The sequence below is a fragment of the Paraburkholderia sp. GAS333 genome (assembly GCF_050435665.1).
Classification (GTDB): domain Bacteria; phylum Pseudomonadota; class Gammaproteobacteria; order Burkholderiales; family Burkholderiaceae; genus Paraburkholderia; species Paraburkholderia fungorum_A.
Genome location: NZ_JBNDKS010000002.1, coordinates 555,047 through 578,541 on the forward strand (window position 1 = coordinate 555,047; position 23,495 = coordinate 578,541).

Consider the following 23,495-nt stretch of genomic DNA (forward strand, 5'->3'; position numbering starts at 1 on the left):
AAAACCGAGTGTGCGCGACGCTCGGCGAGTTCTTCAGAAGTCATGGCCGGGAAGTGTGGTGCGGACTCGCGTCGAGTCATCGCGCTCATGGTGACGAATGACGGACTCGTCCGCTATCTGTCGACTTTCGCGGTCAAGCAACTGAAGCCGCTTGTATTCCGTGCCACAGATCACGTCGTTCCCGATACGCAGCGCAAGCCTGCGTGAGCGATTGCACCGTGTGAATCGTTCACGCCGACTCGACCACTAACTCCGCGCCTTCATCAACGGAGGACGTTTGTCGAACCACGGACGCGCGGCTTCGAGTTGCGCCGCGAGCCGTAACAACGTTGCCTCTCCACCAATGCGCGCCGCGAACTGCACCCCGACCGGCAACCCACGCGCATTCCAGTAAAGCGGCACCGACATCGCCGGCTGGCCGCTCAGATTGAACACCTCCGTGCAGCCCGCCCACGCAAACGCCTTGTTCGACGCTTCGGTGAGCAGCTTTTTCATCAGCGCTTCGAGCGGCATCGCGGTCACGGCGCGCATCTGCATGCGTTCCGCCGACGTGGGTTGCATCTCGCCAATCTTGATCGGCGCCGACGCGAGCGTCGCACACAGCACGACGTCGAACCGGTTCAGCAGATCGCTCAGATGGTCTGTAATTCGACGCTGTTCTTCGAGCGCGGCGGGCAGTCCGCGCTCGCCGAGTTTGCGGCCGACATGCGCCATCGCCCAGGTCGAGATTTCGAATTCACTGCGCTGCGGTTTGTTTCCGGTGATGCGCTCGGCGTTCAGCACGAGGTCTTGCGCCGTGACCGACCACAGCGTCAAAAATGCATGACGTACCGCCGCGAAATCGATACCGAGCGACACCGGCTCGATGTTATGGCCGAGCGAACTCGCGAGTTGCGCGGCGTCTTCGAGTGCGGCGCGCGAGTCTGCGGATAACGACGGCGCGAGCATCGCGTCGGTCACGTACGCGATGTTCAGCGGTTTGCAAGGCTCGCGGCTCGCGCCGAGAAAAGTACCGGGCGCGCCGAGCGGACGATCAGCATTGCCCGCGAGGAGATCGAGCAGCAACGCGCTGTCGCGCACACTGCGCGAGATCGCATGATCGATGCCGAGGTCGCCCGCGCCTGGCGGTGTCGCGCGCGGCACGCGTCCACGGGATGGTTTGAGGCCGAACAGTCCGCAGCACGACGCCGGAATGCGGATCGAGCCGCCGCCGTCGGATGCGTGCGCGAGCGGCACGATACCCGCGGCAACGGCCGCCGCTGCGCCGCCGCTCGAACCGCCCGGCGTATGGTCCAGATTCCATGGATTGCGGCACGCGCCAAACAGTTCGGGCTCCGTATAAGGCATCTGGCCGAGTTCGGGCGTGCTGGTCTTGCCGAAGATATTCAACCCCGCTGCTTTGGCCAGCGCGACCACGGGCGCATCTTCGGCGGGAACGAAATGGCGGTAGTGACGGCTACCCATCGACATGCGCAGTCCCGCGACGGGAGCGCCGAGATCCTTGATCAGATAGGGCACGCCGGCGAGCGCGCTTTGCGTGATCGTGCTATCAGCAGCATGCTCGCCGTTCGAACGAGCCGTGCGATTCGCGTCGTCGCGTGACGCTCGTTGACGGGCTGCGTCGTAGTCTTTCAGCACAATCGCGTTGATCGCGGGATTGACGGCTTCAGTGCGCGAAATCGCGATGTCGATCAATTCGCGTGCGCTGGCCTGGCGGGTTCGCACGAGTTCGGCGAGGCCGATGGCGTCATGGGCGAGATAGTCTGATTGCACGGCGGATGGGCCCTCGTTATCGAGTTTGTCGAGTGTTGGATCAGCCGCTTTTTCCTGCGCGCGATGGGTTGGCCTGAGTCGTTTTCACGTCGCCATATTCGACTGCCGCGCATGGAAAAAGACGGCGTGCCGTGTTGCCGGCACACCGTCTTCGAGAGACTACCCGAGATAGGCGCGAGTGAGTGATTCGCGCATTCGATTCGCGCGTTCGATTGGCGCGGATCAAAGCGCCATTCAAACGCACAAATACAAACCGCGAATTACAGACGCTCGCCGAGGAAGGTCAGCGTACGGCCATGCGCCAATGCAGCAGCGCGCTGGTTATACGACGCGCGGTCCGAGCAATTGAAACCGTGATCGGCATTCGGATAAATGTTGAACTCGACATCGGTGCGGCCTGCGAAGCGTTCCTGAATCTGACCGACGTCCGACACGGGAATATGCGCGTCGAGTTCACCGTAGTGGAACTGCATCGGCACCTTGATGTTCGGCACCAGATCGAGCTGGTTCTGGATGCCGCCGCCGTAATAAGCGACCGCGCCGTCGACCGAACCTTGCGCCGCCGCCAGATACGCGAGCCGTCCGCCGAAGCAGTAGCCGATGGCCGCGACCTTGCCCGTCACTTCCGGCATCGCGCGCAATGCGGCGGCGGCGGAGCCGATATCGGCGACGGCTTCATCGACCTTGAGCTTTTGCATCAGTTCGATGCCCTTGTCGCGATCCGCGCCGTTGTACGTCAATTCGACGCGCGGCTGCACGCGCCAGAACACGTCCGGCGCGAGCGCAATGTAGCCGTCTTGCGCGTATTGATCGGCGACCGAACGGATGTGGCTGTTCACGCCGAAGATTTCCTGAATGATGATGACGGCCGGTCCCTTGCCGCCTTTAGGCAGCGCCAGGTAGCCGCCGAAACTGTCGTCGCCGGCGGGGATGTCGATCCATCGGGAAGTCGTGCTCATACTGTTCTCCATAGCCCGCACGATGCCGCGCGGAGTCGGTCTTGATGAAACGCTGGAGGCCGGAATGCCTGAAGCGGGCGCTTAGTTTGCCATCAAAAGAACGGCCTTGCAGTGGCCCCGGAAGCGCGCTGAAACGCAGCGTGGGCGTGCCTTTTGCCGATACGAATCTCGTAAGGCGATTGAAACGTTCTCGATAATTCATTTCTCTGCCGAGGGGCGTCTCGGTAGAGTCGGGAATAGTGGCGCGTGCTGATTGCGCGCGTATTAACCGGATAGGAGCGATTCATGAGCGAAGGCAATTTTGTGACGCCGTTTGCCGAGCGTTTTCAGATGCGGGTTCCCGTAATACAGGCGCCGATGGCGGGCGGCGCAACCACGCCGGCGATGGTGGGCGCCGCGTCGAACGCGGGCGGCTTGGGTTTTCTGGCGGGCGCGGCGCTGTCGCCCGAGAAAATTGCGAGCGAAGTCGCGGCGATTCGCGCGCTGACGGATCGCCCGTTCGGCGTGAATCTGTTCGTGCTCGATCCGGCCTCGCCCGATGAAGCGACGGTGCGCGGCGCGCTCGAAGCGATCGATCCGTTGCGCGCCGATCTCGGCTTGCCGCCGGGTCAGCCGCTCGAACGCTACGCGCCGGATTTCCGCGCGCAACTGGAGATGCTGATCGAATTGCGCGTGCCGGTGGCGAGCTTCACATTCGGTCTGCTTTCCGCCGATGACGTCGCCCGCCTGCATGCCAACGGTCTATATGTAATAGGCACCGCGACGCACGTCGCCGAAGGCCAGGCCTGGCGCGACGCGGGCGCCGATGCGATCGTCGCTCAGGGCGCGGAAGCGGGCGGCCATCGCGGCACGTTTATCGGCGCATTCGAAGACGCGCTGATCGGGACCATGACGCTCGTGCCGCAACTCGTCGACGCAGCGGGTCTGCCGGTGCTGGCTGCGGGCGGCATCATGGACGGCCGGGGCATCGTCGCGGCGCTGTCGCTGGGCGCGCAGGCGGCCGTCATCGGCACGGCGTTTCTCACGTGCGAAGAGAGCGCTATCCCGCAGGCATGGAAAACCCGGGTGCGTAATATGTCCGACACATCGACCACGGTCACGCGCGCGATCACGGGCCGTCATGCACGCGGTATCCGTAATCCGTTGATGCAACGTCTGAGCGAAGCGGCTGAAAAGACCGCGCCGTATCCGGTGCAAAACGCGTTGACGCAGGAACTGCGTCAAACTGCGGGCCGCGCGCAAAACAGCGACTACCTCTCGTTATGGTCGGGCCAGGGCGCGCCATTGGGTCGCGCGCGCCGCGAAGCTTTGAGTGCCGCCGAATTGATGGCCCAACTCGAACAGGAATGGCTTGCGGCAACGGCCAGAATTGACGCGTTCAAACGTTGATTTCGCATGACTCGGGCGCGTCGCGCGGCTGCGTGCGGTGCGCCTCATTTTTAAGCACGAAAGCGTTTCGAATCATGAGTCGTTTAACCCGTGTTTAACCCATGTTTTGGCCGTCTTTAACCGTCTTTAAAGCCAGGTTCAACCCTCCAGAAAAGCATGTCAACGTGCTGTCAGAGGAATTCTTCACATAGCGGAAACCCGCATGGGCTGGTGCTTTCCAGCCTTTTCTCCTGACCGGCGCGAGCCACTGTTGGATAAACGCTATTAGTGTTCATCCCACTTTCTCAAAAAAGCCCCACAAATTAATTTGATCACCTACACTTGCGCGCAAGTACGGTTTGCCGCCTGCCACAAACAGCCCGGCAGATTTACTGGCCAAGTGCATGAACGATGCAACCGGCGTGATCGTCCACGGGACTGAGCGACACGTGTTGGGGAAGCGGGGGCACAGGGCGATTACGTTGTTTTTGGGACCGAAACTGGAGACTTACATGAACATCAAGATTCAAAAGCTGTTGCCGATCAGCGCTGCGGCGATGCTCTTCGCAACGTTGGCAACATCGGCAGCAGCCGACACGGTCGTCAAGATCGGTCACGTTGCGCCGTTGACCGGCGGTATCGCTCACCTGGGTAAAGACAACGAAAACGGCGCGCGCCTGGCAGTTGAGGAAATCAACGCCAAGGGCCTGACGATCGGTGGCCAGAAAATCACGCTGCAACTCGATCCGCAAGACGATGCAGCCGACCCCCGCACGGCAACTCAGGTCGCGCAGAAGCTGGTCGACGATAAGGTCGTCGCAGTGGTCGGTCACCTGAACTCGGGCACGTCGATTCCGGCTTCGAAGATCTATAGCGATGCAGGCATCGTGCAGATCTCGCCGTCGGCAACGAACCCGGCCTACACGCAGCAAGGTTTCAAGACGACGTACCGCGTCGTCGCGACCGATGCGCAACAAGGTCCGGCACTGGCTAACTACGCAGCGAAGGGTCTGAAAGTGAAGAGCGTCGCGATCGTCGACGACTCGACCGCTTATGGCCAGGGTCTCGCGAACGAATTCGAAAAGACCGCCAAGTCGCTGGGCCTGAACGTGATGTCGCATGACGCGACGAACGACAAGGCTGTCGACTTCCGCGCGATTCTGACGAAGATCAAGGGCGAAAACCCGGACGCGATCATGTACGGCGGCATGGACGCTACCGGCGGCCCGTTCGCGAAGCAAGCCAAGCAGCTTGGCCTGCGCGCGAAGGTGCTGGCAGGCGACGGCGTCTGTACCGACAAGCTGTCGGATCTGGCTGGCGACGCAACCGACAACATCGTCTGCTCGGAAGCCGGTATGGCGCTCGAGAAGATGGCTGGCGGCCCGGCGTTCCTCGCCAAGTATCAGAAGCGTTTCGGTCAGCCGATCCAGATTTACGCACCGTTCACGTATGACGCTGTGTACATCATCGTCGACGCTATGAAGCGTGCAAACTCGACCGATCCGGCGAAGATTCTCGCAGCGATGCCGGCAACGGACTACAAGGGTGTGATCGGCGAAACCACGTTCGACTCGAAGGGCGACCTTCAGCACGGCGTGATCTCGCTGTACAACTACAAAGCAGGCAAGAAGACGCTGCTCGACGTAGTGAAGATGTAAATTTTGTTTAGTCGAAGGCGGCAATCTGGCTGCTTTCGATTAACGGATTAAAAAGGCACGCGCGCTGAAAAGCCCGCGTGCCTTTTCTTTTGCGCACGCGCAGACGAGACTGTCGGCTCGAACAAACGCGAGGGGAATGCAGTGACCACGATCACCCGTTCAATCGACGACGAATGGCGGCGCTGGATCGCCGAAAATCTGCTGCTGGACGCAGCGCCGCCCGCATTGCATGGCGCGCTGGTCAGCCACGGTTTCGATCCGGCCGAGGCCACGCGGGAAATCGAGGCGGTACTCGCGAGTCCTTATTTTCACGGTGCGACACGTTTGCGCAATCGTTTGCGAAAGCGCGAATGGATTTTGTCGGTGTATGGCGAGTTGAGCCGGATGCGTGCGTCGGGCGGCATGATCGAACGTCGTGAACGACTGTCGCGCGATGAGTTTTTTGAGCAGTACTACTTCCAGAACCGGCCGGTGATTATCACCGGCGCATTCGATTTCTGGCCGGCACGTACGCGGTGGAATTTCGGCTATTTGCGTGAGCGTTGCGGCGATTGCGAAGTCGAGGTGCAATTCGGCCGCGAGTCGGATGCGAATTACGAAATCAATCAGCCGCAACACAAGCGGATGATGCGCTTCGCCGATTATGTCGATCTCGTTGCACACAGCGCTCCGACTAACGACTTCTACATGACAGCGAATAACACGTCGCACAATCGCGCGGCGTTGGCGGCATTGTGGACGGACGTGCCGGTCATTACCGAATATCTCGATAAGGATTCGCCCGACACCGGTTTTTTCTGGATGGGGCCGCCGGGAACCCGAACGCCGTTTCACCACGATCTGACCAATAACTTCATGGCGCAGGTGATCGGCCGCAAACAGATCAAACTCGTGCCTTTATCGGACACCGCGCATATGGCGAATCATCGGCACTGTTATTCGCAAGTGGACGGCGCCGCGATCGACTACGAACGTTTTCCGTCGATGCGAAATGCGCAGTTGGTCGAATGCACGCTGTCGCCAGGCGAATTGCTGTTTCTACCGATTGGCTGGTGGCATTACGTCGAAGGGCTGGACGCGTCCGTCACGATGACGTACACCAATTTTCTGCGCGGTAACGACTTCTCGCGCCGCTACGACACCTATCACGAACTATGAAGCGTTCGTGAAAGCGCGAATCGTTTAGCCGCTTTAAAACTCTCAACAAAAAAATGGCGAGCCGGTTGCCCGGCTCGCCGCTCCCCTATAGCGCTTGTTAATGCCGCGCCTTTATTTGCCGTCGTTATACAAAGCGTTATTTCTTCGTCGTCAGATTGGTGAGACCGCCGAGCAGGCCGCCGCCGGAGGTCGTGCCGCTGGTGCCGCCAGTACCGCTCGTCGTCGTGAGGGTGCCGGTCAGCGTGCCCGTGACGGTGGTCAGCAAGCCGGTGATCGGCGCGAGCGGATTGGCGGCCGTGCTGCCGCTGCCGGTTCCCGTGGCCGAGCCGAGTGCGCCGGTCAGCGAAGACACCGCCGATGTCACCGGCGCCAGCGGATTGCTGCCGCCGCCGGCCGCGCCGCTCAATGCGCCGGTGACGGTGCCCAGCACGTTGGTGAGCGGTGCGAGCGGACTACTGCCCGACGTACCGCCGCCAAGGCTGGTCAGACTGCCGGTCAACGTGGTGACCACGCCGGTGATCGGCGCGAGCGGGCCGCCGGACGTGCCGCCGCCCGACAGGCCACCGCTCAACGTGCCGGGCAACGCGGTGAGGATGCTGGTCAGCGGTGCAAGCGGATTACCCGATGTGCCGCCGCTGCCGCCCGGATTCAGCAGACCCGTCAGACCGCTGAGCGGACTCGCGCCTGCCGTGCCGCCGGAGGTCAGCAGAGCGCCGGCTGACGTCACCGTGTCGCCGAGTTTGGTCACGACGTTGCCGAGGTTCTGGCCGATCGCGTTGTTGGTGGCGCTGCCGAGCTTGCTGCCGGCGCTGTCGAGGCCATGGCCGATGGTCGACAGCAGGCCGTTCAGCGGCGAGCCGAGACCGGTCGTGTCGCCGACGGTTTGGGTCGTTTGCGCGAGCGTGGCCGTGATCGGCGTGATGGCGGTGCTGAGTGTCTGCGTGACTTGCTGGATCGGGCCGGTCGTCAGTTGTGAGGTGAGTTGCGTGCCCACGCCGCTGACGGTGGTGCCGAGTGTCGAGACGACGGTGCCGAGCGGCGTGGTCAGCGGGCTGAGCGCCGCCGTCGGGCCGCTGCCGAGACTGGTCACGAGCTGGCCGGCGCTGTTCACGGCCTTGCCCGCATCGTTGACGAGATTGCCGCTGCTCGCGAGCGTCGTGCCGAGCGGATCGCTGGAGTTGCCGAGCTGGCCGAGGCCGTTGGCCGCGCCGGTGCCGAGCGCGGTGACGCCGTTACCGAGATTCGATACGACGCTGCCGAGTGCGGTGGTGGTCGCCTGATTCGCGCCGGGGATCGCGGTGAGACCGATCTGGTTGCCGATCGCGGACACGGTCTGACCCGTCGCGGTGACGACGTTGCCGGTGTTTTGAACGACCACGCCGATTGGGTTGGCACTGGTTGGCGTTGGTGTTGGTGTTGGCGTTGGCGTTGGTGTTGGCGTTGGTGTTGGCGTTGGCGTTGGTGTTGGTGTTGGCGTTGGCGTGGGAGTCGGAGTCGGAGTCGGCGTCGGCGTCGGCGTAGGCGTCCCACCGCCCGTACCCGTCCCACCGCCCGCGCCCGAGCCGCTTCCCACGCCAGGTTTTGTCAGCGTGCTTCCGCACCCTGTCAGGACGATCATCGACGTCACGCATAAGGCGATCGCCGTCAGTTTGAATGTGCGCTGCATGGTCTGCTCCCCGTAATCTGAAGATTGTTGGGGGAGCTAACTGCAAGGCCTATGCCATTTTTGTTTTCAGCAAAATCGCGCGCCACAAACCATATAAATCAACGGGTTGTGGGGAGGTAGGCACGGCGGGGACGGCAGGAATACAGCGATGTGTCGGGGGAACACATCCGCGTGCCGCCCATGCGTAACGTAACGTAAGGCGGCACGTCTTCATAAGCAGGAGAGGCGAAGCGGATCAAGCGTCGCCGTGTCCTGTCGTCAGATTTTCAGGCGACGCAGCACCCTGGGACCCACCATCGCAATCGCCGCGGAACAGACCGCGACGACCGACAGGCCAATCGTCAGATTGGTCAACTGCGTCACCGCGCCGATGATCACCGGCCCCAACAACAGCCCGAAGTACGCGAGCCCCGCGACGTGCGCGAGGCCTTCTGCCGCGTGGACGCCTTTCACATTCGCCGCCGCCGCGAACAGCACCGGCATCATGTTCGCGAGCCCGAGTCCGAGCAGCGCGAAACCCACGAGCGCCGCGACCGGATTAGGCAGCAGCAGCGCGTCGACCATGCCCGCGCAGGCGAGCGTGGCGCTCATCATCACCAGTTGCGGGGCGCCGAAACGGGCGCGCACGGCGTCGCCGGCGAACCGCGCGGCCGCCATGCCGCCCGAGAACGCCGCATATGCCGCACTGGCCATCGCGGGCGTGGCCAGCACGACGTCGCGCATATAGACCGTGGCCCAGTCGTACATTGCGCCCTCCGCGATCAGGGCGACGAGCGCCATCGTGCCGAGCGCCCACAAGGCCGGCGAGCGCCAGCGGCTCGCGCGCGGCGTCGCGGAGTCGGGATGCTCGGCGTGCGGCACATGCGGCAAGACGGACGGACAAGCCGCCACCAGCACCAACGCGCTCACCGTGGCAGCCAGCGCCAGATGCACCGCGGGCGGCATGCCGCGCGACAGCAAGGCGCCGCCGACCGCCGCGCCGAACATCCCGCCCAGGCTGAACATGCCATGCAACGACGACATGATCGGCTTGCCCACGGCTTTTTCGACGGCGCTCGCTTCGGCGTTCATCGCGACGTCGAGCGTCGCCATGCCCGCGCCGAACACGGCGAGCGTGACCAGCAGCATCCAGTACGCGGGCACGATCAGGATCAGCGCCGCGCAGACGGCCATCACCAGGCCGCCGGTCAGACAGGCGCGGCGTGTGCCGACCCGCGCGATCCAGGAAGCGTTCGTCACCATCGCGCCGATCGAGCCGCCGGCCACGGCGAGCAGCGCGAACGACAGCATTGCCGCGTTCAGATGGAAGCGGTCGCGCACCGTCGGCACGTGGACCCCCCACGACGCGTACATCATCCCCGCGATAAAAAACACCGCCATCGTGGCGAACCGGGCGCGCTGCCGCTCGGTGTCGGACAGGTCGCGGTGAGCGGCGGGTAAGGCGGCGATGTCGGAAGAGTGGTCGGGCACTGAGATCTCTGGAGGAATGTCGTCAGAAAGCGGGTTGAAAGCGGATTTCCGATTTTATCGAAGCGTGCTGTCTTATGCTTGGAAGGCGGGGCCGATATGGGTGGCTATTGGGCTATTGGGCTATCGGGCTATGGGCTATGGGCTATGGGCTATTGGCGATCATCCGGCTCGAACGTGACAGACAGCGGACTTGCGCTGTCGGTTTTTGTGATCCGCTTCATCCATCGAGGTACGCGCACTTGAACATTCCTTCTCACGCACCGTTGAATCTGCTGCATACGGCCGCTGTCGGCACGCTCGCGACGCACGCGCGCCAGCCCGAAGGCTTTCCCTATCCGACCGTGCTGCCATTCGCACCCGACGCGCGGCATCGCCCGACCATTCTGGTGAGCCGGCTCGCAGAGCACACGCACAACCTGCATGCCGACCCGCGCGCCGGTTTTCTGGCCGTCGACGCTCCAGACGGTGATGTGCTGAGCAGCCAGCGCGTCACCTTGCTGGGCAGGTTCGAACCGGTCGATTCCACTCCCGAAGTCGTGCAACGCTATCTGCGTTATCACCCCGAAGCCGAGCGCTACCTCGTTCTCGGCGACTTTACGTTCTGGACGATGCGGGTCGAACGGCTGCGATATATCGGTGGATTCGGCGCAATGGGCTGGCTTGGCGGCGACGAACTCGACCCATTGCCACCGCTTGCTCACGATGAAGAGAATGCGCTGATCGCGCAATTCGGCAATCAGGCTAACCGCACTGGCGGTTTTCAACTGATCGGCGTGGATAGATATGGGATCGATCTGAAACAGAACGGCGCGCGTATCCGCTTTCCATTCGACGAACCTCGTCTCGATAATGAAACCTTGCATGCCACGCTAGAAGTTTGCATGCAGCGCTACGCGAATTAGATTGGTTGGGACATCCGAAAAAACACTTGATCGGCCATAAAGGCTTGCGGCTGTGGGTCGCAATATGATCCGATAATTCATGTGAAAGTTCTCACGCCATGAAATGTTTCCGCGAAATGCTTACGTTAAATTTCATTTTTTGATAATTAATCTCATAAATACCACCGGCAACAGAGATTTTCAGCAGAGTATGAAATCAGCTATTTGAAAGGGAGTCTTCAGGTTCTGGGTGGAATGGAAAGTTTTTGAAACGAAGATAGATTAATTTTTCACGGACGCTTTTGCGGATTTTCTATTTTGTGTTAATCTCGCCATCAAATTCCGAGGCATGAACATCTTCAAAGGGCAAGCTGGCTTAAGACTGGCAGTCATTTATCCAAACAATCAAGGGCACCTATGTCTTCCTACAAGGAACTACTCGCTCAGCGCGAAAAGCTCGAAAAGCAGATCGAAGAAGCGAAGTCGCGTGAATACGCAGAAGTGTTGAATGAGATCAAGCAGAAAATGGCCGATTACGGCATTACGCTGGCTGAACTCGGTGGTGGCCGCGCAGCGAAAGGTGCTGTTAAAGCAGGCCGTCCGCGTGCGGGCGTCGCACCGAAGTATCGCGACCCGGAGAGCGGCAGCACATGGTCGGGCCGTGGCAAGCCGCCGCGTTGGATCGCAGGTCTTGATCGCGAGAGTTTCCTGATCGAGAAGTAAAGTCTGACGGTATTAGCTGGGCTTCAGGTAATACATAGGGTGTCAATCGGCTGCGCTTAACGCGCGCTGTCGGGGTCTAAGAAAAACCGCGTACCGCTCAGGGCGCGGTTTTTTTATTGCGCCGACAAATCGCATTTTGTCGCAAGTACTTCAGGTAACTGGAACGCGAATACTTTTCGTTTCGATAAGCGGATGATTTAAAAGGATTTTTTAAGGCCTTTCGAGTGTGGGTCGAAGCCCGCCGGGTAGAATGAAGCAATTGAACTTTTACCGGTTTCCCAGATGCTTTCCGCCACTGCCGCCCAATCTGCCGAGAAACATCACGTTGCGCGCAAAAGCACTTTTGCGAGTATCGCGCTCAACACGGTTCTGATGGCGTTACAAATCGTCGTTGGAACGTTTGCGCACTCACAGGCATTGATTGCCGATGGCGTCCATTCTCTTGCCGATCTGATTTCCGATTTTGTCGTGCTGATTGCCAATCGCCATAGCGGCGCAAAGCCCGACGCCGATCACAATTACGGACACAGCCGTTATGAAACAGTCGCTTCGCTATTTTTAGGCGCTTTGCTGATTGCGGTCGGCGTCGGTATGTTATGGCGCGCTGGAACGCGTTTGGCCGATTTGCAAAGTATTCCGGCGGTTCATATCAGCGCGGTTGTCGTCGCAATACTGGTTCTGATTTCCAAAGAGAGTCTGTTTCGCTACATGTTGCGTGAAGCGCAACGCGTGCGTTCGGCCATGCTGATTGCAAATGCGTGGCATGCGCGCTCTGATGCGGCGTCATCGCTCGTGGTCGCGATTGGGATTATCGGCAGCATGGCGGGCGTGCGTCTGCTTGATCCGATTGCCGCGGCGATTGTGGGATTTATGGTCGCGCGCATGGGTTGGATGTTCGGCTGGGACGCATTGCAGGATCTCTCCGACCGCGCACTCGACGAAGCCGCCACCGCCGACATGCGCGCGCTATTGCTCGCGACGCCTGGCGTGCGCGGTCTGCACGAAATGCGAACTCGCAAAACAGGAGATTTCGCGCTGGTCGACGCGCATATTCTGGTTGATCCGCTGATCTCGGTATCGGAAGGGCATTACATCGCCGAGTTGGCGCGTTTGCGCGTGCTGACCGACAACCGGGTGCTCGATGCGCTGATTCACGTCGACCCGGAGAACGATGCAGTAGCGCGTCCGCCGGTCGATTTGCCGCCTCGCGAGCGGGTGGTCGCGGAAGTCAATGCTGCGTTAGCCGCGAGCGGTGTGCAGGCTGCGTCGGTGAATATTCACTACCTGAGCAGCGGACTCGATGTGGAGGTGGTGTTGCCGGCGTCTTTCCGGGCTTCGGATGGCGGCGCGCAAAACGTGGCGTCGATGGTTGATCTGGACGCGCTAAAGCGACGTCTGGGCGTCCGAAGGTTGAGCGTGTTGCAGGAACTGGATGTATCCGCGCCGGAAAGCTCTCAAGCCAGGAAAGCGTGGCCTGCTGGAAAAGCCGTCGGCCCCATAAAGACCGCATAGCCGTTGGTATCCATATCGCTCGCCCAATTCCCAAACGGCCAGACCATTAACGCGACGCGTACCGCCTCACACTCTCAAAGCGGCAACTGCGTATCAAACTTGATTTCGCGCAGCACAACGCTCGTACGAACCTGCGCGACGGCGGGAATCTTGAAGATGCGTTCGTGCAGAAAGCTGTCGTACGCCTTGATGTCCGGTGCGACGATTTTGAGGATGTAATCCGACTCGCCGGTCGTGCTGTAGCACTCGGTCACTTCGGGGCAGGTGGCAATCTCCCGCTCGAACTGTTCGACGCCGCCTTCGGTGTGCCGCGTGAGATGAATATGCGCGAGTGCGCAGACGTGCAGCCCCAGTTTTTCACGATCGAGCAGCGCCGTGTAGCGCTGGATCACCCCCGACTGTTCCATGTCCTTGATGCGCCGCCAGCAGGGAGTGCTCGACAGGCCGACCTGGTCGGAAATTTCTTGCACCGATCGGCGTGCGTCGAGCTGCAAAAGGCGCAGGATTTTTTGTGAGAACGTATCGAGTGTCAACTGCGCCTCCGTTTGCGTCGCCGTATCAACGCATGGTAGAGGGCGCGAAAACGAAACGCAATGCAAACCGGCTCCCGCGAGGGAGTTTGCCTAATTTGCCGGTTCCTCGGCGGCGTTTTGTCCTAAGCCGTCCCCATCTTTTGCAGCAGCGAGAAGGGTCGCCTGATTCGCGCGCAACTCTTTCAGCATGTTGCAGAAAAGCGCGCCCTGTTCGATCGCGTCATCCAGCGCGACGTGCGTGTGCGGGTGATCGTCGAACCACTGCTTCGGAAAGCGCGGTTTGATGTTCTTGCGATACGGCAGCCCGGTCATCGCGAAGGCGAGCGTCTTGATGTCGAGCGCCGACCACGAGAATGGGCAGCGTCCGACAAAACGCATCATGTACCAGAACATGTAGGTGAAATCGAAGCCCGCCGGCATCGCGACGAAAACCGGTTTGCCGGGGAGCGCTTCGACCCAGTCGACGTAGGCCGTCAACGCGGCTTCGGGTGTCTGCAAATCTTTGCGGCACGCTTCCCACGCGTCGGGCTGAGTCTTCCACCAAGCTTCCTGCACGGGATGCGGCTTCGCGCCGTCGAGCAGTTCGAGATTCGCGGAGAAGGTCGAGATCAGCCGCTTGTCTTCCGTGTACGCGGCGGACGCGAAACTGAGCATCGAATGCGGGCCGGGGATCGGGCCGTCCGCTTCGACATCGGTGCTGACATAGATTTCGCTGCTCATGCTTGCACCCCGTCGGCAACGTAAGGATTAGTGCGACGCTCGGCGCCGAATGTCGAAGTAGGACCGTGGCCCGGCACGAACGTGACGTCGTCGCCGAGCGGCCAGAGTTTTTCGCGGATCGACCGCACGAGGTCGGCGTGATTGCCGCGCGGGAAATCCGTGCGGCCGATCGAGCCGGCGAACAGCACGTCGCCCACCAGCGCGAGCCGATGCTCGCGGCTGAAGAACACCACGTGGCCCGGCGTATGTCCGGGGCAGTGGTAAACCTCGAGGGTTTCGTCGCCGAATTGCACGGTGTCGCCGTTTTGCAGCCAGCGATCCGGCTCGAACGCGTCGGCGGCCGGAAAGCCGAAGCGCGTGCTCTGATCCGGCAGCTTGTCGAGCCAGAAACGCTCGTCTTCATGCGGACCTTCGATCGGCACGCCGTAGTGCGCGGCCAGCGTCTTCGCTCCCGCACAGTGATCGATGTGTCCGTGCGTCAAAAAAACTTTTTCGACCGTCACGTTCTGACGCGCGATTTCGCCCTGGATGACGTCGAGGTCGCCGCCCGGATCGACGACAGCCGCACGTCCGGTTGCTCCACAAACGAGCAGCGAACTGTTCTGCTGGAACGGCGTGACGGGGATCAAAGTGACTTTCATGGGTGACGGCGCCGCTGGAAAAAGCTTGATTGTACCGGCGTCCTGCCGGTGTCTCCCGCTCGTCGTGGTGGCTCAAAAACAGCGCTTGCACCGGTCGATCTTTGCGTTAAATGTGAAGATTGGCCAAGGTTTACAGTCGGTTACCGTCTCGATTTTTTGTTTTAGGTATAATGGTGGTCATGTACAGGTAACTGTGCTGCCACAAGGCGATGCGTCCCCATCACAAATGGGAGCGCGGATCGCCACTCAAGTATGGGCTGTCGCGTTTGTCGACGGCCATCAAGTATCGAAGCTTTTCGATGCACACGTCTTGCCCAGCCAGGCGCCGCGCGCCTGCAACGGACTTAATCCGTGACGCTGGGTGGGGCCTACGCCGCCGTTCCTGTGCGCTGAGTTCCGCGCGCAAGAACGTGTTTGCCACGTTCGATGGCGGCATGTGGGGTCTGGTCAGGCTGCCGGGGACAGGTTGCGCCAGACGTGAAAATTAACCGTGCGGTAGCGGCTGAATGAGCCGCATCCGGGCTTTGACGTACTGCGCTTGTCAGCGCGGCGCGTTGTCGTCCATTGCCGCCGGAGTCGCAGGCAACACGCATAACTTTTCGCGTGATGCGGCTCGACAATTTGATTGCACGTCTTATGAAAACTCGGTTAACCCGCAGTCTGGGGACTGTTTTTGCCTTTTTTGTACTCGCCGGCTGTGCTACGCCGCCAGGCGCCACGGACACGTCAGCAAACGACGTGCCGCGCAGCACGAAAAATGCACAGGCAGCTTCTTTCGGACCGCAATCCTTCGGTAGCGCGCCGGCTTCGAGTACGGCCGACAAGGCGGCTCAAGGCACCTCGCTGGCGAATGCCCAGCCTCTGACTGATGAAGGTTCGGATGTGTCGGACTTTCACCAGACAGGTCGCGCCTCCTGGTACGGCCGTGGCTTCCATGGCCGCCGTACCGCGAATGGCGAACGCTACGACATGCATGCGCTCACTGCGGCGCATCGCACGTTGCCGCTCGGCTCCTATGTTCGTGTGACGAATCCGGCCACGTCGCGCTCGGTCGTCGTGCGCATCAACGACCGCGGGCCGTATGCGCGCGGTCGCGTGATCGATCTGTCGATGGCTGCCGCAGCCGCGCTCAACATGCGCCATGCGGGCACGGCACGGGTCCAGATCGAAGGTCTGACGCAGCAGGAAGCGCGCGCGGAGATGAACGAAACGCTGGCATCGAACTCGGGTTCGAGCGCCGACAAGTAATCCGCTGACATCGACGAGGGCGTCTGACGCGCTCTTGCCGCTGCACATGGCGCAGATTGCCGTGTACACATAAAAAAAGCCGCGTGATCACGCGGCTTTTTTTCGTCTGCTTTCTTTCAGTCTTCTTCTTTTTTCAGCGATAACGCGCGCGTGTAGAGCGCGTTGCGCGATGCCCCCGTGATGGCCGCGGCGACTTTTGCCGCGCTGCTCACCGTCAACTCTTCCAGCAGGATATTCAGTAGGGCGTCGTGGTCGTTCTCGCCAGCGGCTTCCGGCGACGCGCCTTCCACGGCCAGCACGAATTCGCCGCGTTGCCGGTTCGGATCGGCTGCGAGCCATGCTGGCCCTTCGGCCAGGGTGCCCTGGTGCAGCGCTTCGTGTAACTTCGTCAATTCCCGTGCGATCAGCAGACGACGCTCGCCACCGAACGCATCGGCCAGTGCCTGCACCGTTTCGACGATCCGGTGCGGCGCTTCGTAAAACACCATCGCGTGAGGATGTTGCGCGAGCGATTGCAGCGTGGTGGCGCGGGCCTTTGGTTTCGGCGGCAGGAAGCCGAGGAACGAGAACGTGGCGACCCAGTCACCCGCCGCGCTCAATGCCGTTGCAAGTGCGCTCGCGCCGGGCAGCGGAATGACCGGGAAGCCCGCTTCACGCACCGCATCGACGAGTTTCGCGCCGGGGTCCGAGATACCGGGCGTGCCCGCGTCGGACACATAGGCGACGCGCTCGCCTGCTTGCAGATGCTCGATCAGGCGCAGCGCGGCGGCGCGTTCGTTGTGCTGATGCACGGCCACGAGCGGTTTGGAGATGCCGTAGCGTGCGAGCAGTTGGCCGGTGTTGCGGGTGTCTTCGGCGGCGATGCGGTCCACCAGTCCGAGTACATGCAAAGCGCGCAGCGTGACGTCGGCGACATTGCCGATCGGCGTGGCCACCACATACAGCGCGGCGGCGGGATATTGCTGCCCTTGCGCGAGTTCGGAGAGAGGAGTCATGAGGCAGAAGACGCAAACGGACGTAAGGAGGCCGACATTGTGCCACGCGGGGGATGGGCGTTATGAACGGGGTTCGGGGGCGGAGGGCAAGGGTGTGGAAGACGGTTGCCCCGGTGAATCGACGATGCCGACAGCCGGTGGGCGGGAAAGGGCTGGGATGGAAGGGGCTGAGCGGAAAAGGGCTGGACGGGGAGCCGCCGGGCTGGAAACGCCTACGGGGGAAACGACAGGACAGGAAATGCCCGCAATAAAAATGGCGGCGAAGAAAGCGACCGGGCAGGAGGCAGTTGTGCGGGAGACGGCAGGGCAGGAAATGTCCGCGATGAAAACGGCGGCGAAGAAAGCGACCGCGCTGGCAACGACCGCAAAGGCGGCAAGCGAGCAGCAAACGACCACAAAGGAAATAAGCACGCAGGCAACCACTGTGCTGGAAACGATCGCAAAGAAATCCATCGAGCGGAAGCTTCTCGCCCAGAAACCTGGCGCGCAGGGAGCCGCGCCACAACGAACGACAACAACAAATTCAACCGGCTCAAAGTCGACCGCTACCCGTCCAATCGCCAAAGCGCCCGCTCCCGACAACTTTTCCCCGCCCCCCGGGTCCAAACTCGTCGGCTCGGCTTTTGAAACACGTGCCCAGGAATTTCTGCAGCGCCAGCGTCTGCATTTCATCGCGCGCAATGTGTCGTGCCGGGGCGGCGAGATCGACCTCGTGATGCGGGATCGCGACGGCTCGCTGGTCTTCGTCGAAGTCCGCGCGCGTAGGCAGCGTCAATATGGCGGCGCGGCGGCGAGCATCGGTTGGGTCAAGAAGCAGCGCATCGTGCGCGCGGCGCAGCACTATCTCGCCACGCATAGCCGCGTCTCACGCGATCAACCCGTGTGCCGATTCGACGTGATTGCGTTCGAAGCCGGCCGGCTAGTGTGGTTGCGCGATGCGTTTCGCGCCGATGAAGTCTGACGCGGTGCGCGGGTATCGTCCGTGAGTGCGATAAACTTGCGCTCGCGTGCGGGCCTTGGGGCAGCGCCGATAACCATGCGGCAATGCTGAGCCGGTGCAAAAACGGCGCAACAAGCCGGCGTGCAGAGCAGCGTATTTCACGATGCATTCGCGCTGACGTATTGCGCAGCGTTGTATGTCGCTGGCCGGTTTTATCGGCGTGACGCAACTTCGCAATATGACTTCACAACAGGACCGCGCAGTGCGGTCCATTCGCGGTAGAAGATAGAGACTCGATGTCAGTCGAACGTATTCAGCAACACTTCCGCGACAGCGCGGCAGTCAAACTCGAAGCCCTGGAATCCCTGTCGATGCCGATCGCCGCAGCGATCGACACGATGTTTGGCGCGCTCGCCAACGGCAACCGCATTCTCGCTTGCGGCAACGGCGGCTCGGCCGCCGACGCACAACATTTCGCCGCCGAACTGATCGGCCGGTTCGAACGCGAGCGGCCAGGCTTGCCGGCTATTGCACTGAGCACCGACACGTCCGTGCTCACCGCCATCGCCAACGACTATTCGTTCGAGCAGATTTATTCAAAGCAGGTGTGGGCACTCGGCCAGCCCGGCGACGTGTTGCTGGCGATCACCACGTCCGGTAATTCCGCGAACGTGCTCGCCGCGATCGAGGCCGCGCACGAGCGCGAAATGATCGTGGTCGCGCTGACCGGCAAGGGCGGCGGACGTATGCAGGACGTATTGAGCGATACCGACATCCACGTATGCGTGCCGTCGGATCGCACCGCGCGCATCCAGGAAGTGCACCTGTTGACCATCCACTGTCTATGCGACGGCATCGATGCCATGTTGCTGGGCGAAGACTGAGATTGATTCCGAAGGAGAGCTAGTTGATGAGCGTATTCCGCGTCAAGAAGACACTGGTGAGAACCGTGCTGGTGGTTGGGTTCGCGGCGGGGCTGTCCGCAACGTTGCAGGGATGCTTTCTCGCCGTCGCGGGCGCGGCGGGCGGCAGCGCGCTGGTGGCGACCGACCGGCGCACGCTCGGCGCGCAGACCGAGGATCGCGAGTTGCAGGTAAAGGCGCTCTCGCAGATCAGCCAGAATCTGCCGGATTCCGCGCACGTGAACGTTGCGGTGTTCAATCGCCGCGTGCTGCTGACCGGCGAGGTGGCGGGCGAGGGCTCGAAGCAGCGCGCCGAGAGCATCGTGCGTGGCTTGAACAACGTGAATACGATCGTCAACGAACTGGCGATCATGCCGGCCAGTTCGTTCTCGTCGCGCACCAACGACACGTACCTCGAAACGCGCGTGAAGACCGCGCTGATCGCCGAGAAGAACATTTCGGCGAACAACTTCAAGGTAGTGGCCGAGCGCGGTTCGGTGTACCTGATGGGCCTCGTCACGATGGACGAAGGCAATCGCGGTGCGGATGTCGCGAGCCGTGTGCCGGGAGTGACGCAGGTCGTGAAGGTGTTCCAGTACATTCAGCCGCAGGAAGCCGCAGCGGCGGCAACGGCAGCGGCCACGGCGCCGGTGGCCGCTTCGCAGCCGGATACGAGCGAGCCGACGGTTGGTGCGATACCGGATTCATCGGTGAGCGCGCGGCCTCTGGATCAGCAGGCACCCGCGCCGGTTAGTAATTCGAACTCGGTGCATCCGGGGAATCCGAAGGCGACGTCGCCATGAAGCGTGTCGGCTTTGTCGTGAGCGCTGCGGTGATGCTTGTTGTTGCAACCTCGGCTTATGCCGCCGATGCGCCGCGCGGGCAGAGCATCGCCAACGCAAATGCGTGCATGGGATGTCACGCGGTGAATCGCAAGCTGGTGGGGCCATCGTTCCAGCAGATCGCCGCGAAGTACAAGGGCGATGCACAGGCGCCGACGAAACTGGCGCGTAAGGTGAAGGACGGCGGCTCCGGCGTGTGGGGCATGATTCCGATGCCAGCGCATCAGTCGATGAGTGATGCGGACATTCGTACAGTGGTGGATTGGGTGCTTGCGGGGGCGCCTGAGAAGTAGCGGTTTTTTAAGGGTTTTGCCGGGTTTTTGGGCGGGGAAAATGGAAAATCGCTGTGCTAGAATTATTTGCACGTCGGGGGGGTAGCTCAGCTGGGAGAGCGTCGCGTTCGCAATGCGAAGGTCGGGAGTTCGATCCTCCTCCTCTCCACCACGGAACTCACAAACACAAAAACCGGCTAAAAGCCGGTTTTTGTGTTTTAGAACCAAGCGTTTCGGCCCAGCCTATTCTTTCTGTCGAGGGCTTAAACCGATCACGCCTAGAAAAGCACCGTTCCACAATCGCCGCCCATACAAGCACGGCGCATCACCGCAACAGCCTAGAAAAAACCAACCTCAAAACCGATCCCACCCGTCATCCGCATTAGCGCCTGTCGTCGCAGCCCCCGCGAGCGCCGGCACAGCCCCCGAACTCACCCGCACAGCTTTCCGCGCGAGCACCGGCGCACGCGTAGCCACAGCTACTGGTACCCCCCCACGCCCCACCGCATCATACGAACCACCACCAGCCGCAGCCGCAGCCGCAGCCCCCACCCCCCCCTCAACCACCCGAAAAAACCCCACCACCTCATTCAACTGCACCCCCTGATCCTCCATCGACCGCGAAGCCGCCGCCGCCTCTTCCACCAGCGCCGCATTCTGCTGCGTCACGTTGTCCATCTGCGTGATCGCGATGTTCACCTGTTCGATCCCGCGACTCTGCTCGCTCGAAGCCGCCGCGATCTCCGCCATGATGTCCGTCACTCGCGACACGGCCAGCGTCACTTCGCTCATCGTCTTGCCCGCTTCACTCGCGAGCGCCGAACCATCGCGAATCTTGCCCACTGAGTTCGCGATCAGATCCTTGATCTCCTTCGCCGCACTCGACGACCGCTGAGCCAGACTTCTCACCTCGCTCGCGACCACCGCAAAACCACGACCCTGTTCGCCCGCCCGAGCTGCTTCAACCGCCGCGTTCAACGCCAGAATATTCGTCTGGAAAGCAATCCCTTCAATGATCCCCGTGATATCCGCGATCTTGGTCGAGCTCTCGCTGATCTCCTGCATCGTGCCGACCACCTGACCGACGACCAGACTGCCTTTCTGCGCCACCGACGAAGCATTCGCGGCCAGCGTGCTGCCTTGCTGCGCGTTGTCGGCGTTCTGCTTCACGGTCGACGTCAGTTCCTCCATGCTCGACGCCGTTTCCTGCAACGAAGCCGCCTGCTGCTCGGTGCGCTGGCTCAAATCCATATTGCCAGCGGCAATCTCGCGTGCGGCACCGGCAATACTCGCGCTGCTGTCGCGCACCCGCGAGACGATCGCGGTCAGGCGCTCGTTCATCTCACGCAATGCGCCCAGCAGCTTGCCGGTTTCGTCATTGCTATCGACGACGATGCGCGTGCGCAAATCGCCTTGCGACACGGTCCGCGCGACGTCGATTGCGAGACGCATCGGCCCCGTCACCGAGCGCGTAATCAGCACGCACGCGCCAATCGCGAGCATGACGGCGATCGCGCAGAAGGCGATCAGCAGATTGCGCTGGTTCTCGTAATGCATCGCGTAATCGTTGATCAACTGTTCCTGACGGCTATGCGTGTAGTCGGCATATGCGTCGGTCGCGCGCACCAGCGCGGCGAGCAGCGGCCGGCACTGGTTGTCCATCTTGACGATCGCTTCGTCGCGCCGGTTGGTCAGCGCGAGGTTGACGATGTCCGTCGCGACGGGGCCGTAAGACGCCTCCACGCGATTGATTTCGGCGGCAAGGCTGCGCGCCTTCTCGGACGTATCGGTCGCGCCCGTCAACATGTCGTTGAGCTTTTTCAGATTGGTTTGCACGTCTTCGTGCGCGCGCAGCACGTCGGCCTTTTCGATGGCGACGTCCTGCGGTGTTGTCACGAGCACGAGATTGCGGGCGGCGATCGCGCGGCGGTCGACGGCAGTCCGAATTTGCGCCGCAACCTCCGCGCGCGCGTTGATGCCGTGGACAAAACTGGTGAACCCATCCGTCGAATCGCTAAGCGCCTTCAATGAAAGGCCGGAAACCGCGACGACGATGACAGACAGCATGCCGAAACCGGCAATCAGTTTGCTTTTGATTGTGAGATGCTTAAAAGTCACGATTTTCTTCTCCAATAACGAAACGTGAAAAGCGTTCGTATGGACTCTCAGGTCCGGGCAGGGAGCGTCTATGTGAACGCCGAAGAATTGGCGAACCTGCGCTGTTTATCCCTCGGTCCGGCAAGGTGCCGTATTCAATGCGCACCTGTGCCGGCCAAATGGGTATCCCATCTACCGGATATCGGACTATTCGAGACAGGACTTAAGCCAGATCGGGTAAATCTCTATGACATTGCACAAGATGAATGGAGAAAAACGATTTTGGTAGAAATTTGCACGTTTTTAGGCACATGATGAAAACTTGCGTTTGTCACTTTATTCAGCGTTTGCATGAGAAATGGCTCAATCTCACGCTTGACGCATGAATTTGAGCGCCGACGGCCGGACGCGATCACGGAGTCAACAAAATGAAAGTTCTGATATTCGGCGCGACCGGGATGGTCGGCCAGGGTGTGCTGCGCGAATGTCTGCGGGCGCCCGATGTCGAGGCGGTGCAGACGGTCGGCCGCACGGCCAGTGGGCAGCTCGATCCGCGCCTCGTCGAAATGGTCCACGCGGACCTGATGGACTACCGGAATGTGGAAGCGCAACTCGCCGGGTTTGATGCGTGCTTCTTCTGCCTGGGCGTTTCGTCGGCGGGGATGAGCGAGGCGGACTACGCGCGCCTCACTTATGACCTCACGCTGGCCGCCGCGCAAACGCTCTCCCGCCTCAACCCGCAGATGACCTTCGTCTATGTCTCCGGTGCGGGCACCGACAGCACTGAGCACGGCCGCAGCATGTGGGCGCGAGTGAAAGGCCGCACGGAGAACGCGCTGCAACGGCTGCCGTTCAAAGCCGTGTATCTGTTCCGTCCCGGCGTGATCCAGCCGTTGAACGGCGCACGGTCGAAAACCCGCTCGTACCGGTTGTTCTACACGCTGACCAAACCGTTCCTCTCGACGTTGCGCGCGACGTTCCCCAACCACATTCTGAGTACGGAAGACATCGGCCAGGCGATGCTGGCGGTCGCGCGTCACGGCGCCAGCAAAGCGGTGCTCGAAACCGCCGACATCCGCGCGCTGAGTCGTGAGTCATCCTCTGCGCCTGTGGGGCTGCACGCGGGTTAGGGCTCAG

General features: G+C 61.4%; 22 protein-coding genes and 1 tRNA gene. 14 read left to right on the top strand and 9 right to left on the bottom strand.

From position 1 onward, the window contains the following. Nucleotides 1–246: 246 nt before the first annotated feature. On the bottom strand, nucleotides 247–1,773 hold the full coding sequence (locus ABH945_RS11690) for an amidase (protein ID WP_429250623.1): 1,527 nt from the start codon (nucleotides 1,771–1,773) through the stop codon (nucleotides 247–249). A gap of 260 nt (nucleotides 1,774–2,033) precedes the next feature. Then, entirely contained in the window at nucleotides 2,034–2,732 is a 699-nt protein-coding gene (locus ABH945_RS11695) for a dienelactone hydrolase family protein (RefSeq protein ID WP_429250624.1), read from the bottom strand. 285 nt (nucleotides 2,733–3,017) lie between these two features. Between ABH945_RS11695 and ABH945_RS11700 the strand changes: the two genes are divergently transcribed. The 3 genes from ABH945_RS11700 (at nucleotide 3,018) to ABH945_RS11710 (ending at nucleotide 6,916) form a co-directional block, all read left to right on the top strand. After that, nucleotides 3,018–4,121 (top strand): NAD(P)H-dependent flavin oxidoreductase, encoded by a 1,104-nt coding sequence (locus tag ABH945_RS11700; RefSeq protein ID WP_429250625.1) that lies wholly within the window; start codon nucleotides 3,018–3,020, stop codon nucleotides 4,119–4,121. Between the two features lie 491 nt (nucleotides 4,122–4,612). Further along, nucleotides 4,613–5,758 (top strand): branched-chain amino acid ABC transporter substrate-binding protein, encoded by a 1,146-nt coding sequence (locus tag ABH945_RS11705; RefSeq protein WP_074762745.1) that lies wholly within the window; start codon nucleotides 4,613–4,615, stop codon nucleotides 5,756–5,758. Nucleotides 5,759–5,899: 141 nt separating this feature from the next. Next, nucleotides 5,900–6,916, top strand: coding sequence for a cupin-like domain-containing protein (locus ABH945_RS11710; protein WP_429250626.1), 1,017 nt, complete (start codon nucleotides 5,900–5,902; stop codon nucleotides 6,914–6,916). 136 nt (nucleotides 6,917–7,052) lie between these two features. Here the strand turns inward: ABH945_RS11710 and ABH945_RS11715 are convergent, their stop codons facing one another. Beyond that, on the bottom strand, nucleotides 7,053–8,582 hold the full coding sequence (locus tag ABH945_RS11715) for a collagen-like triple helix repeat-containing protein (RefSeq protein ID WP_429250627.1): 1,530 nt from the start codon (nucleotides 8,580–8,582) through the stop codon (nucleotides 7,053–7,055). Between the two features lie 258 nt (nucleotides 8,583–8,840). Then, nucleotides 8,841–10,052 (bottom strand): MFS transporter, encoded by a 1,212-nt coding sequence (locus ABH945_RS11720; RefSeq protein WP_074762748.1) that lies wholly within the window; start codon nucleotides 10,050–10,052, stop codon nucleotides 8,841–8,843. Between the two features lie 239 nt (nucleotides 10,053–10,291). Here ABH945_RS11720 and ABH945_RS11725 point away from each other — a divergent pair, with 239 nt between their 5' ends. The 3 genes from ABH945_RS11725 (at nucleotide 10,292) to ABH945_RS11735 (ending at nucleotide 13,168) form a co-directional block, all read left to right on the top strand. Continuing rightward, a complete protein-coding gene (locus ABH945_RS11725; RefSeq protein ID WP_429250628.1) occupies nucleotides 10,292–10,954 on the top strand; it encodes a HugZ family protein in 663 nt (220 codons plus the stop codon). Between the two features lie 396 nt (nucleotides 10,955–11,350). Further along, nucleotides 11,351–11,656: an H-NS family nucleoid-associated regulatory protein gene (locus tag ABH945_RS11730; RefSeq protein ID WP_074762750.1), complete on the top strand. Its 306-nt coding sequence runs from the start codon at nucleotides 11,351–11,353 to the stop codon at nucleotides 11,654–11,656. A 282-nt stretch (nucleotides 11,657–11,938) separates the two neighbouring features. Beyond that, nucleotides 11,939–13,168, top strand: coding sequence for a cation diffusion facilitator family transporter (locus ABH945_RS11735; protein ID WP_429250629.1), 1,230 nt, complete (start codon nucleotides 11,939–11,941; stop codon nucleotides 13,166–13,168). Nucleotides 13,169–13,242: 74 nt separating this feature from the next. Here ABH945_RS11735 and ABH945_RS11740 read toward each other — a convergent pair whose 3' ends face one another. From ABH945_RS11740 to ABH945_RS11750, 3 genes are all read right to left on the bottom strand, one after another. Then, on the bottom strand, nucleotides 13,243–13,701 hold the full coding sequence (locus ABH945_RS11740) for an Lrp/AsnC family transcriptional regulator (RefSeq protein WP_012431468.1): 459 nt from the start codon (nucleotides 13,699–13,701) through the stop codon (nucleotides 13,243–13,245). A gap of 90 nt (nucleotides 13,702–13,791) precedes the next feature. Further along, entirely contained in the window at nucleotides 13,792–14,421 is a 630-nt protein-coding gene (locus ABH945_RS11745) for an exonuclease (protein WP_429250630.1), read from the bottom strand. Next, nucleotides 14,418–15,062 carry an MBL fold metallo-hydrolase gene (locus ABH945_RS11750; RefSeq protein ID WP_074762753.1) on the bottom strand — a complete coding sequence of 215 codons (645 nt, stop codon included), beginning with the start codon at nucleotides 15,060–15,062 and terminating at the stop codon, nucleotides 14,418–14,420. The genes ABH945_RS11745 and ABH945_RS11750 overlap by 4 nt, the downstream gene beginning before the upstream one ends. Here ABH945_RS11750 and ABH945_RS11755 point away from each other — a divergent pair. Then, nucleotides 15,061–15,417 (top strand): hypothetical protein, encoded by a 357-nt coding sequence (locus tag ABH945_RS11755; RefSeq protein WP_429250631.1) that lies wholly within the window; start codon nucleotides 15,061–15,063, stop codon nucleotides 15,415–15,417. The two genes, ABH945_RS11750 and ABH945_RS11755, sit on opposite strands and share 2 nt — an antisense overlap. Before the next feature lie 281 nt (nucleotides 15,418–15,698). Further along, the gene (locus ABH945_RS11760) at nucleotides 15,699–16,310 is read left to right on the top strand and encodes a septal ring lytic transglycosylase RlpA family protein (protein WP_429250632.1); all 612 of its coding nucleotides are present in this window, start codon (nucleotides 15,699–15,701) and stop codon (nucleotides 16,308–16,310) included. A 116-nt stretch (nucleotides 16,311–16,426) separates the two neighbouring features. Here the strand turns inward: ABH945_RS11760 and rsmI are convergent, their stop codons facing one another. Beyond that, nucleotides 16,427–17,305 carry a 16S rRNA (cytidine(1402)-2'-O)-methyltransferase gene (gene rsmI / locus ABH945_RS11765; RefSeq protein ID WP_429250633.1) on the bottom strand — a complete coding sequence of 293 codons (879 nt, stop codon included), beginning with the start codon at nucleotides 17,303–17,305 and terminating at the stop codon, nucleotides 16,427–16,429. A 556-nt stretch (nucleotides 17,306–17,861) separates the two neighbouring features. Between rsmI and ABH945_RS11770 the strand changes: the two genes are divergently transcribed. The 5 genes from ABH945_RS11770 (at nucleotide 17,862) to ABH945_RS11790 (ending at nucleotide 20,433) form a co-directional block, all read left to right on the top strand. After that, nucleotides 17,862–18,266: a YraN family protein gene (locus ABH945_RS11770; RefSeq protein WP_429251083.1), complete on the top strand. Its 405-nt coding sequence runs from the start codon at nucleotides 17,862–17,864 to the stop codon at nucleotides 18,264–18,266. Between the two features lie 275 nt (nucleotides 18,267–18,541). Continuing rightward, the gene (locus ABH945_RS11775) at nucleotides 18,542–19,129 is read left to right on the top strand and encodes a phosphoheptose isomerase (protein WP_074762757.1); all 588 of its coding nucleotides are present in this window, start codon (nucleotides 18,542–18,544) and stop codon (nucleotides 19,127–19,129) included. Between the two features lie 26 nt (nucleotides 19,130–19,155). Continuing rightward, the gene (locus tag ABH945_RS11780; protein WP_074762758.1) at nucleotides 19,156–19,950 is read left to right on the top strand and encodes a BON domain-containing protein; all 795 of its coding nucleotides are present in this window, start codon (nucleotides 19,156–19,158) and stop codon (nucleotides 19,948–19,950) included. A gap of 32 nt (nucleotides 19,951–19,982) precedes the next feature. Beyond that, complete coding sequence (locus ABH945_RS11785) at nucleotides 19,983–20,282, top strand: c-type cytochrome (RefSeq protein WP_429251084.1); 300 nt, start codon at nucleotides 19,983–19,985, stop codon at nucleotides 20,280–20,282. Nucleotides 20,283–20,357: 75 nt separating this feature from the next. Next, nucleotides 20,358–20,433 (top strand) — tRNA-Ala (locus tag ABH945_RS11790). A 182-nt stretch (nucleotides 20,434–20,615) separates the two neighbouring features. Here ABH945_RS11790 and ABH945_RS11795 read toward each other — a convergent pair. Beyond that, nucleotides 20,616–22,328: a methyl-accepting chemotaxis protein gene (locus tag ABH945_RS11795; protein ID WP_429251085.1), complete on the bottom strand. Its 1,713-nt coding sequence runs from the start codon at nucleotides 22,326–22,328 to the stop codon at nucleotides 20,616–20,618. Nucleotides 22,329–22,786: 458 nt separating this feature from the next. On the opposite strand from ABH945_RS11795, the gene ABH945_RS11800 reads away from it, so the two are divergent. Continuing rightward, nucleotides 22,787–23,488 carry an NAD(P)H-binding protein gene (locus tag ABH945_RS11800; protein WP_429250634.1) on the top strand — a complete coding sequence of 234 codons (702 nt, stop codon included), beginning with the start codon at nucleotides 22,787–22,789 and terminating at the stop codon, nucleotides 23,486–23,488. The last annotated feature ends 7 nt before the right edge of the window (nucleotides 23,489–23,495 follow it).

Coding starts and splice junctions, on each gene's coding strand:
- ABH945_RS11695 (WP_429250624.1), bottom strand. CDS start 2,732: ATGAGCACGACTTCCCGATGGATCGACATCCCCGCCGGCGACGACAGT.
- ABH945_RS11700 (WP_429250625.1), top strand. CDS start 3,018: ATGAGCGAAGGCAATTTTGTGACGCCGTTTGCCGAGCGTTTTCAGATG.
- ABH945_RS11705 (WP_074762745.1), top strand. CDS start 4,613: ATGAACATCAAGATTCAAAAGCTGTTGCCGATCAGCGCTGCGGCGATG.
- ABH945_RS11715 (WP_429250627.1), bottom strand. CDS start 8,582: ATGCAGCGCACATTCAAACTGACGGCGATCGCCTTATGCGTGACGTCG.
- ABH945_RS11730 (WP_074762750.1), top strand. CDS start 11,351: ATGTCTTCCTACAAGGAACTACTCGCTCAGCGCGAAAAGCTCGAAAAG.
- ABH945_RS11735 (WP_429250629.1), top strand. CDS start 11,939: ATGCTTTCCGCCACTGCCGCCCAATCTGCCGAGAAACATCACGTTGCG.
- ABH945_RS11745 (WP_429250630.1), bottom strand. CDS start 14,421: ATGAGCAGCGAAATCTATGTCAGCACCGATGTCGAAGCGGACGGCCCG.
- ABH945_RS11755 (WP_429250631.1), top strand. CDS start 15,061: ATGGGTGACGGCGCCGCTGGAAAAAGCTTGATTGTACCGGCGTCCTGC.
- ABH945_RS11750 (WP_074762753.1), bottom strand. CDS start 15,062: ATGAAAGTCACTTTGATCCCCGTCACGCCGTTCCAGCAGAACAGTTCG.
- ABH945_RS11760 (WP_429250632.1), top strand. CDS start 15,699: ATGAAAACTCGGTTAACCCGCAGTCTGGGGACTGTTTTTGCCTTTTTT.
- rsmI (WP_429250633.1), bottom strand. CDS start 17,305: ATGACTCCTCTCTCCGAACTCGCGCAAGGGCAGCAATATCCCGCCGCC.
- ABH945_RS11775 (WP_074762757.1), top strand. CDS start 18,542: ATGTCAGTCGAACGTATTCAGCAACACTTCCGCGACAGCGCGGCAGTC.
- ABH945_RS11780 (WP_074762758.1), top strand. CDS start 19,156: ATGAGCGTATTCCGCGTCAAGAAGACACTGGTGAGAACCGTGCTGGTG.
- ABH945_RS11785 (WP_429251084.1), top strand. CDS start 19,983: ATGCTTGTTGTTGCAACCTCGGCTTATGCCGCCGATGCGCCGCGCGGG.
- ABH945_RS11795 (WP_429251085.1), bottom strand. CDS start 22,328: ATGCTGTCTGTCATCGTCGTCGCGGTTTCCGGCCTTTCATTGAAGGCG.
- ABH945_RS11800 (WP_429250634.1), top strand. CDS start 22,787: ATGAAAGTTCTGATATTCGGCGCGACCGGGATGGTCGGCCAGGGTGTG.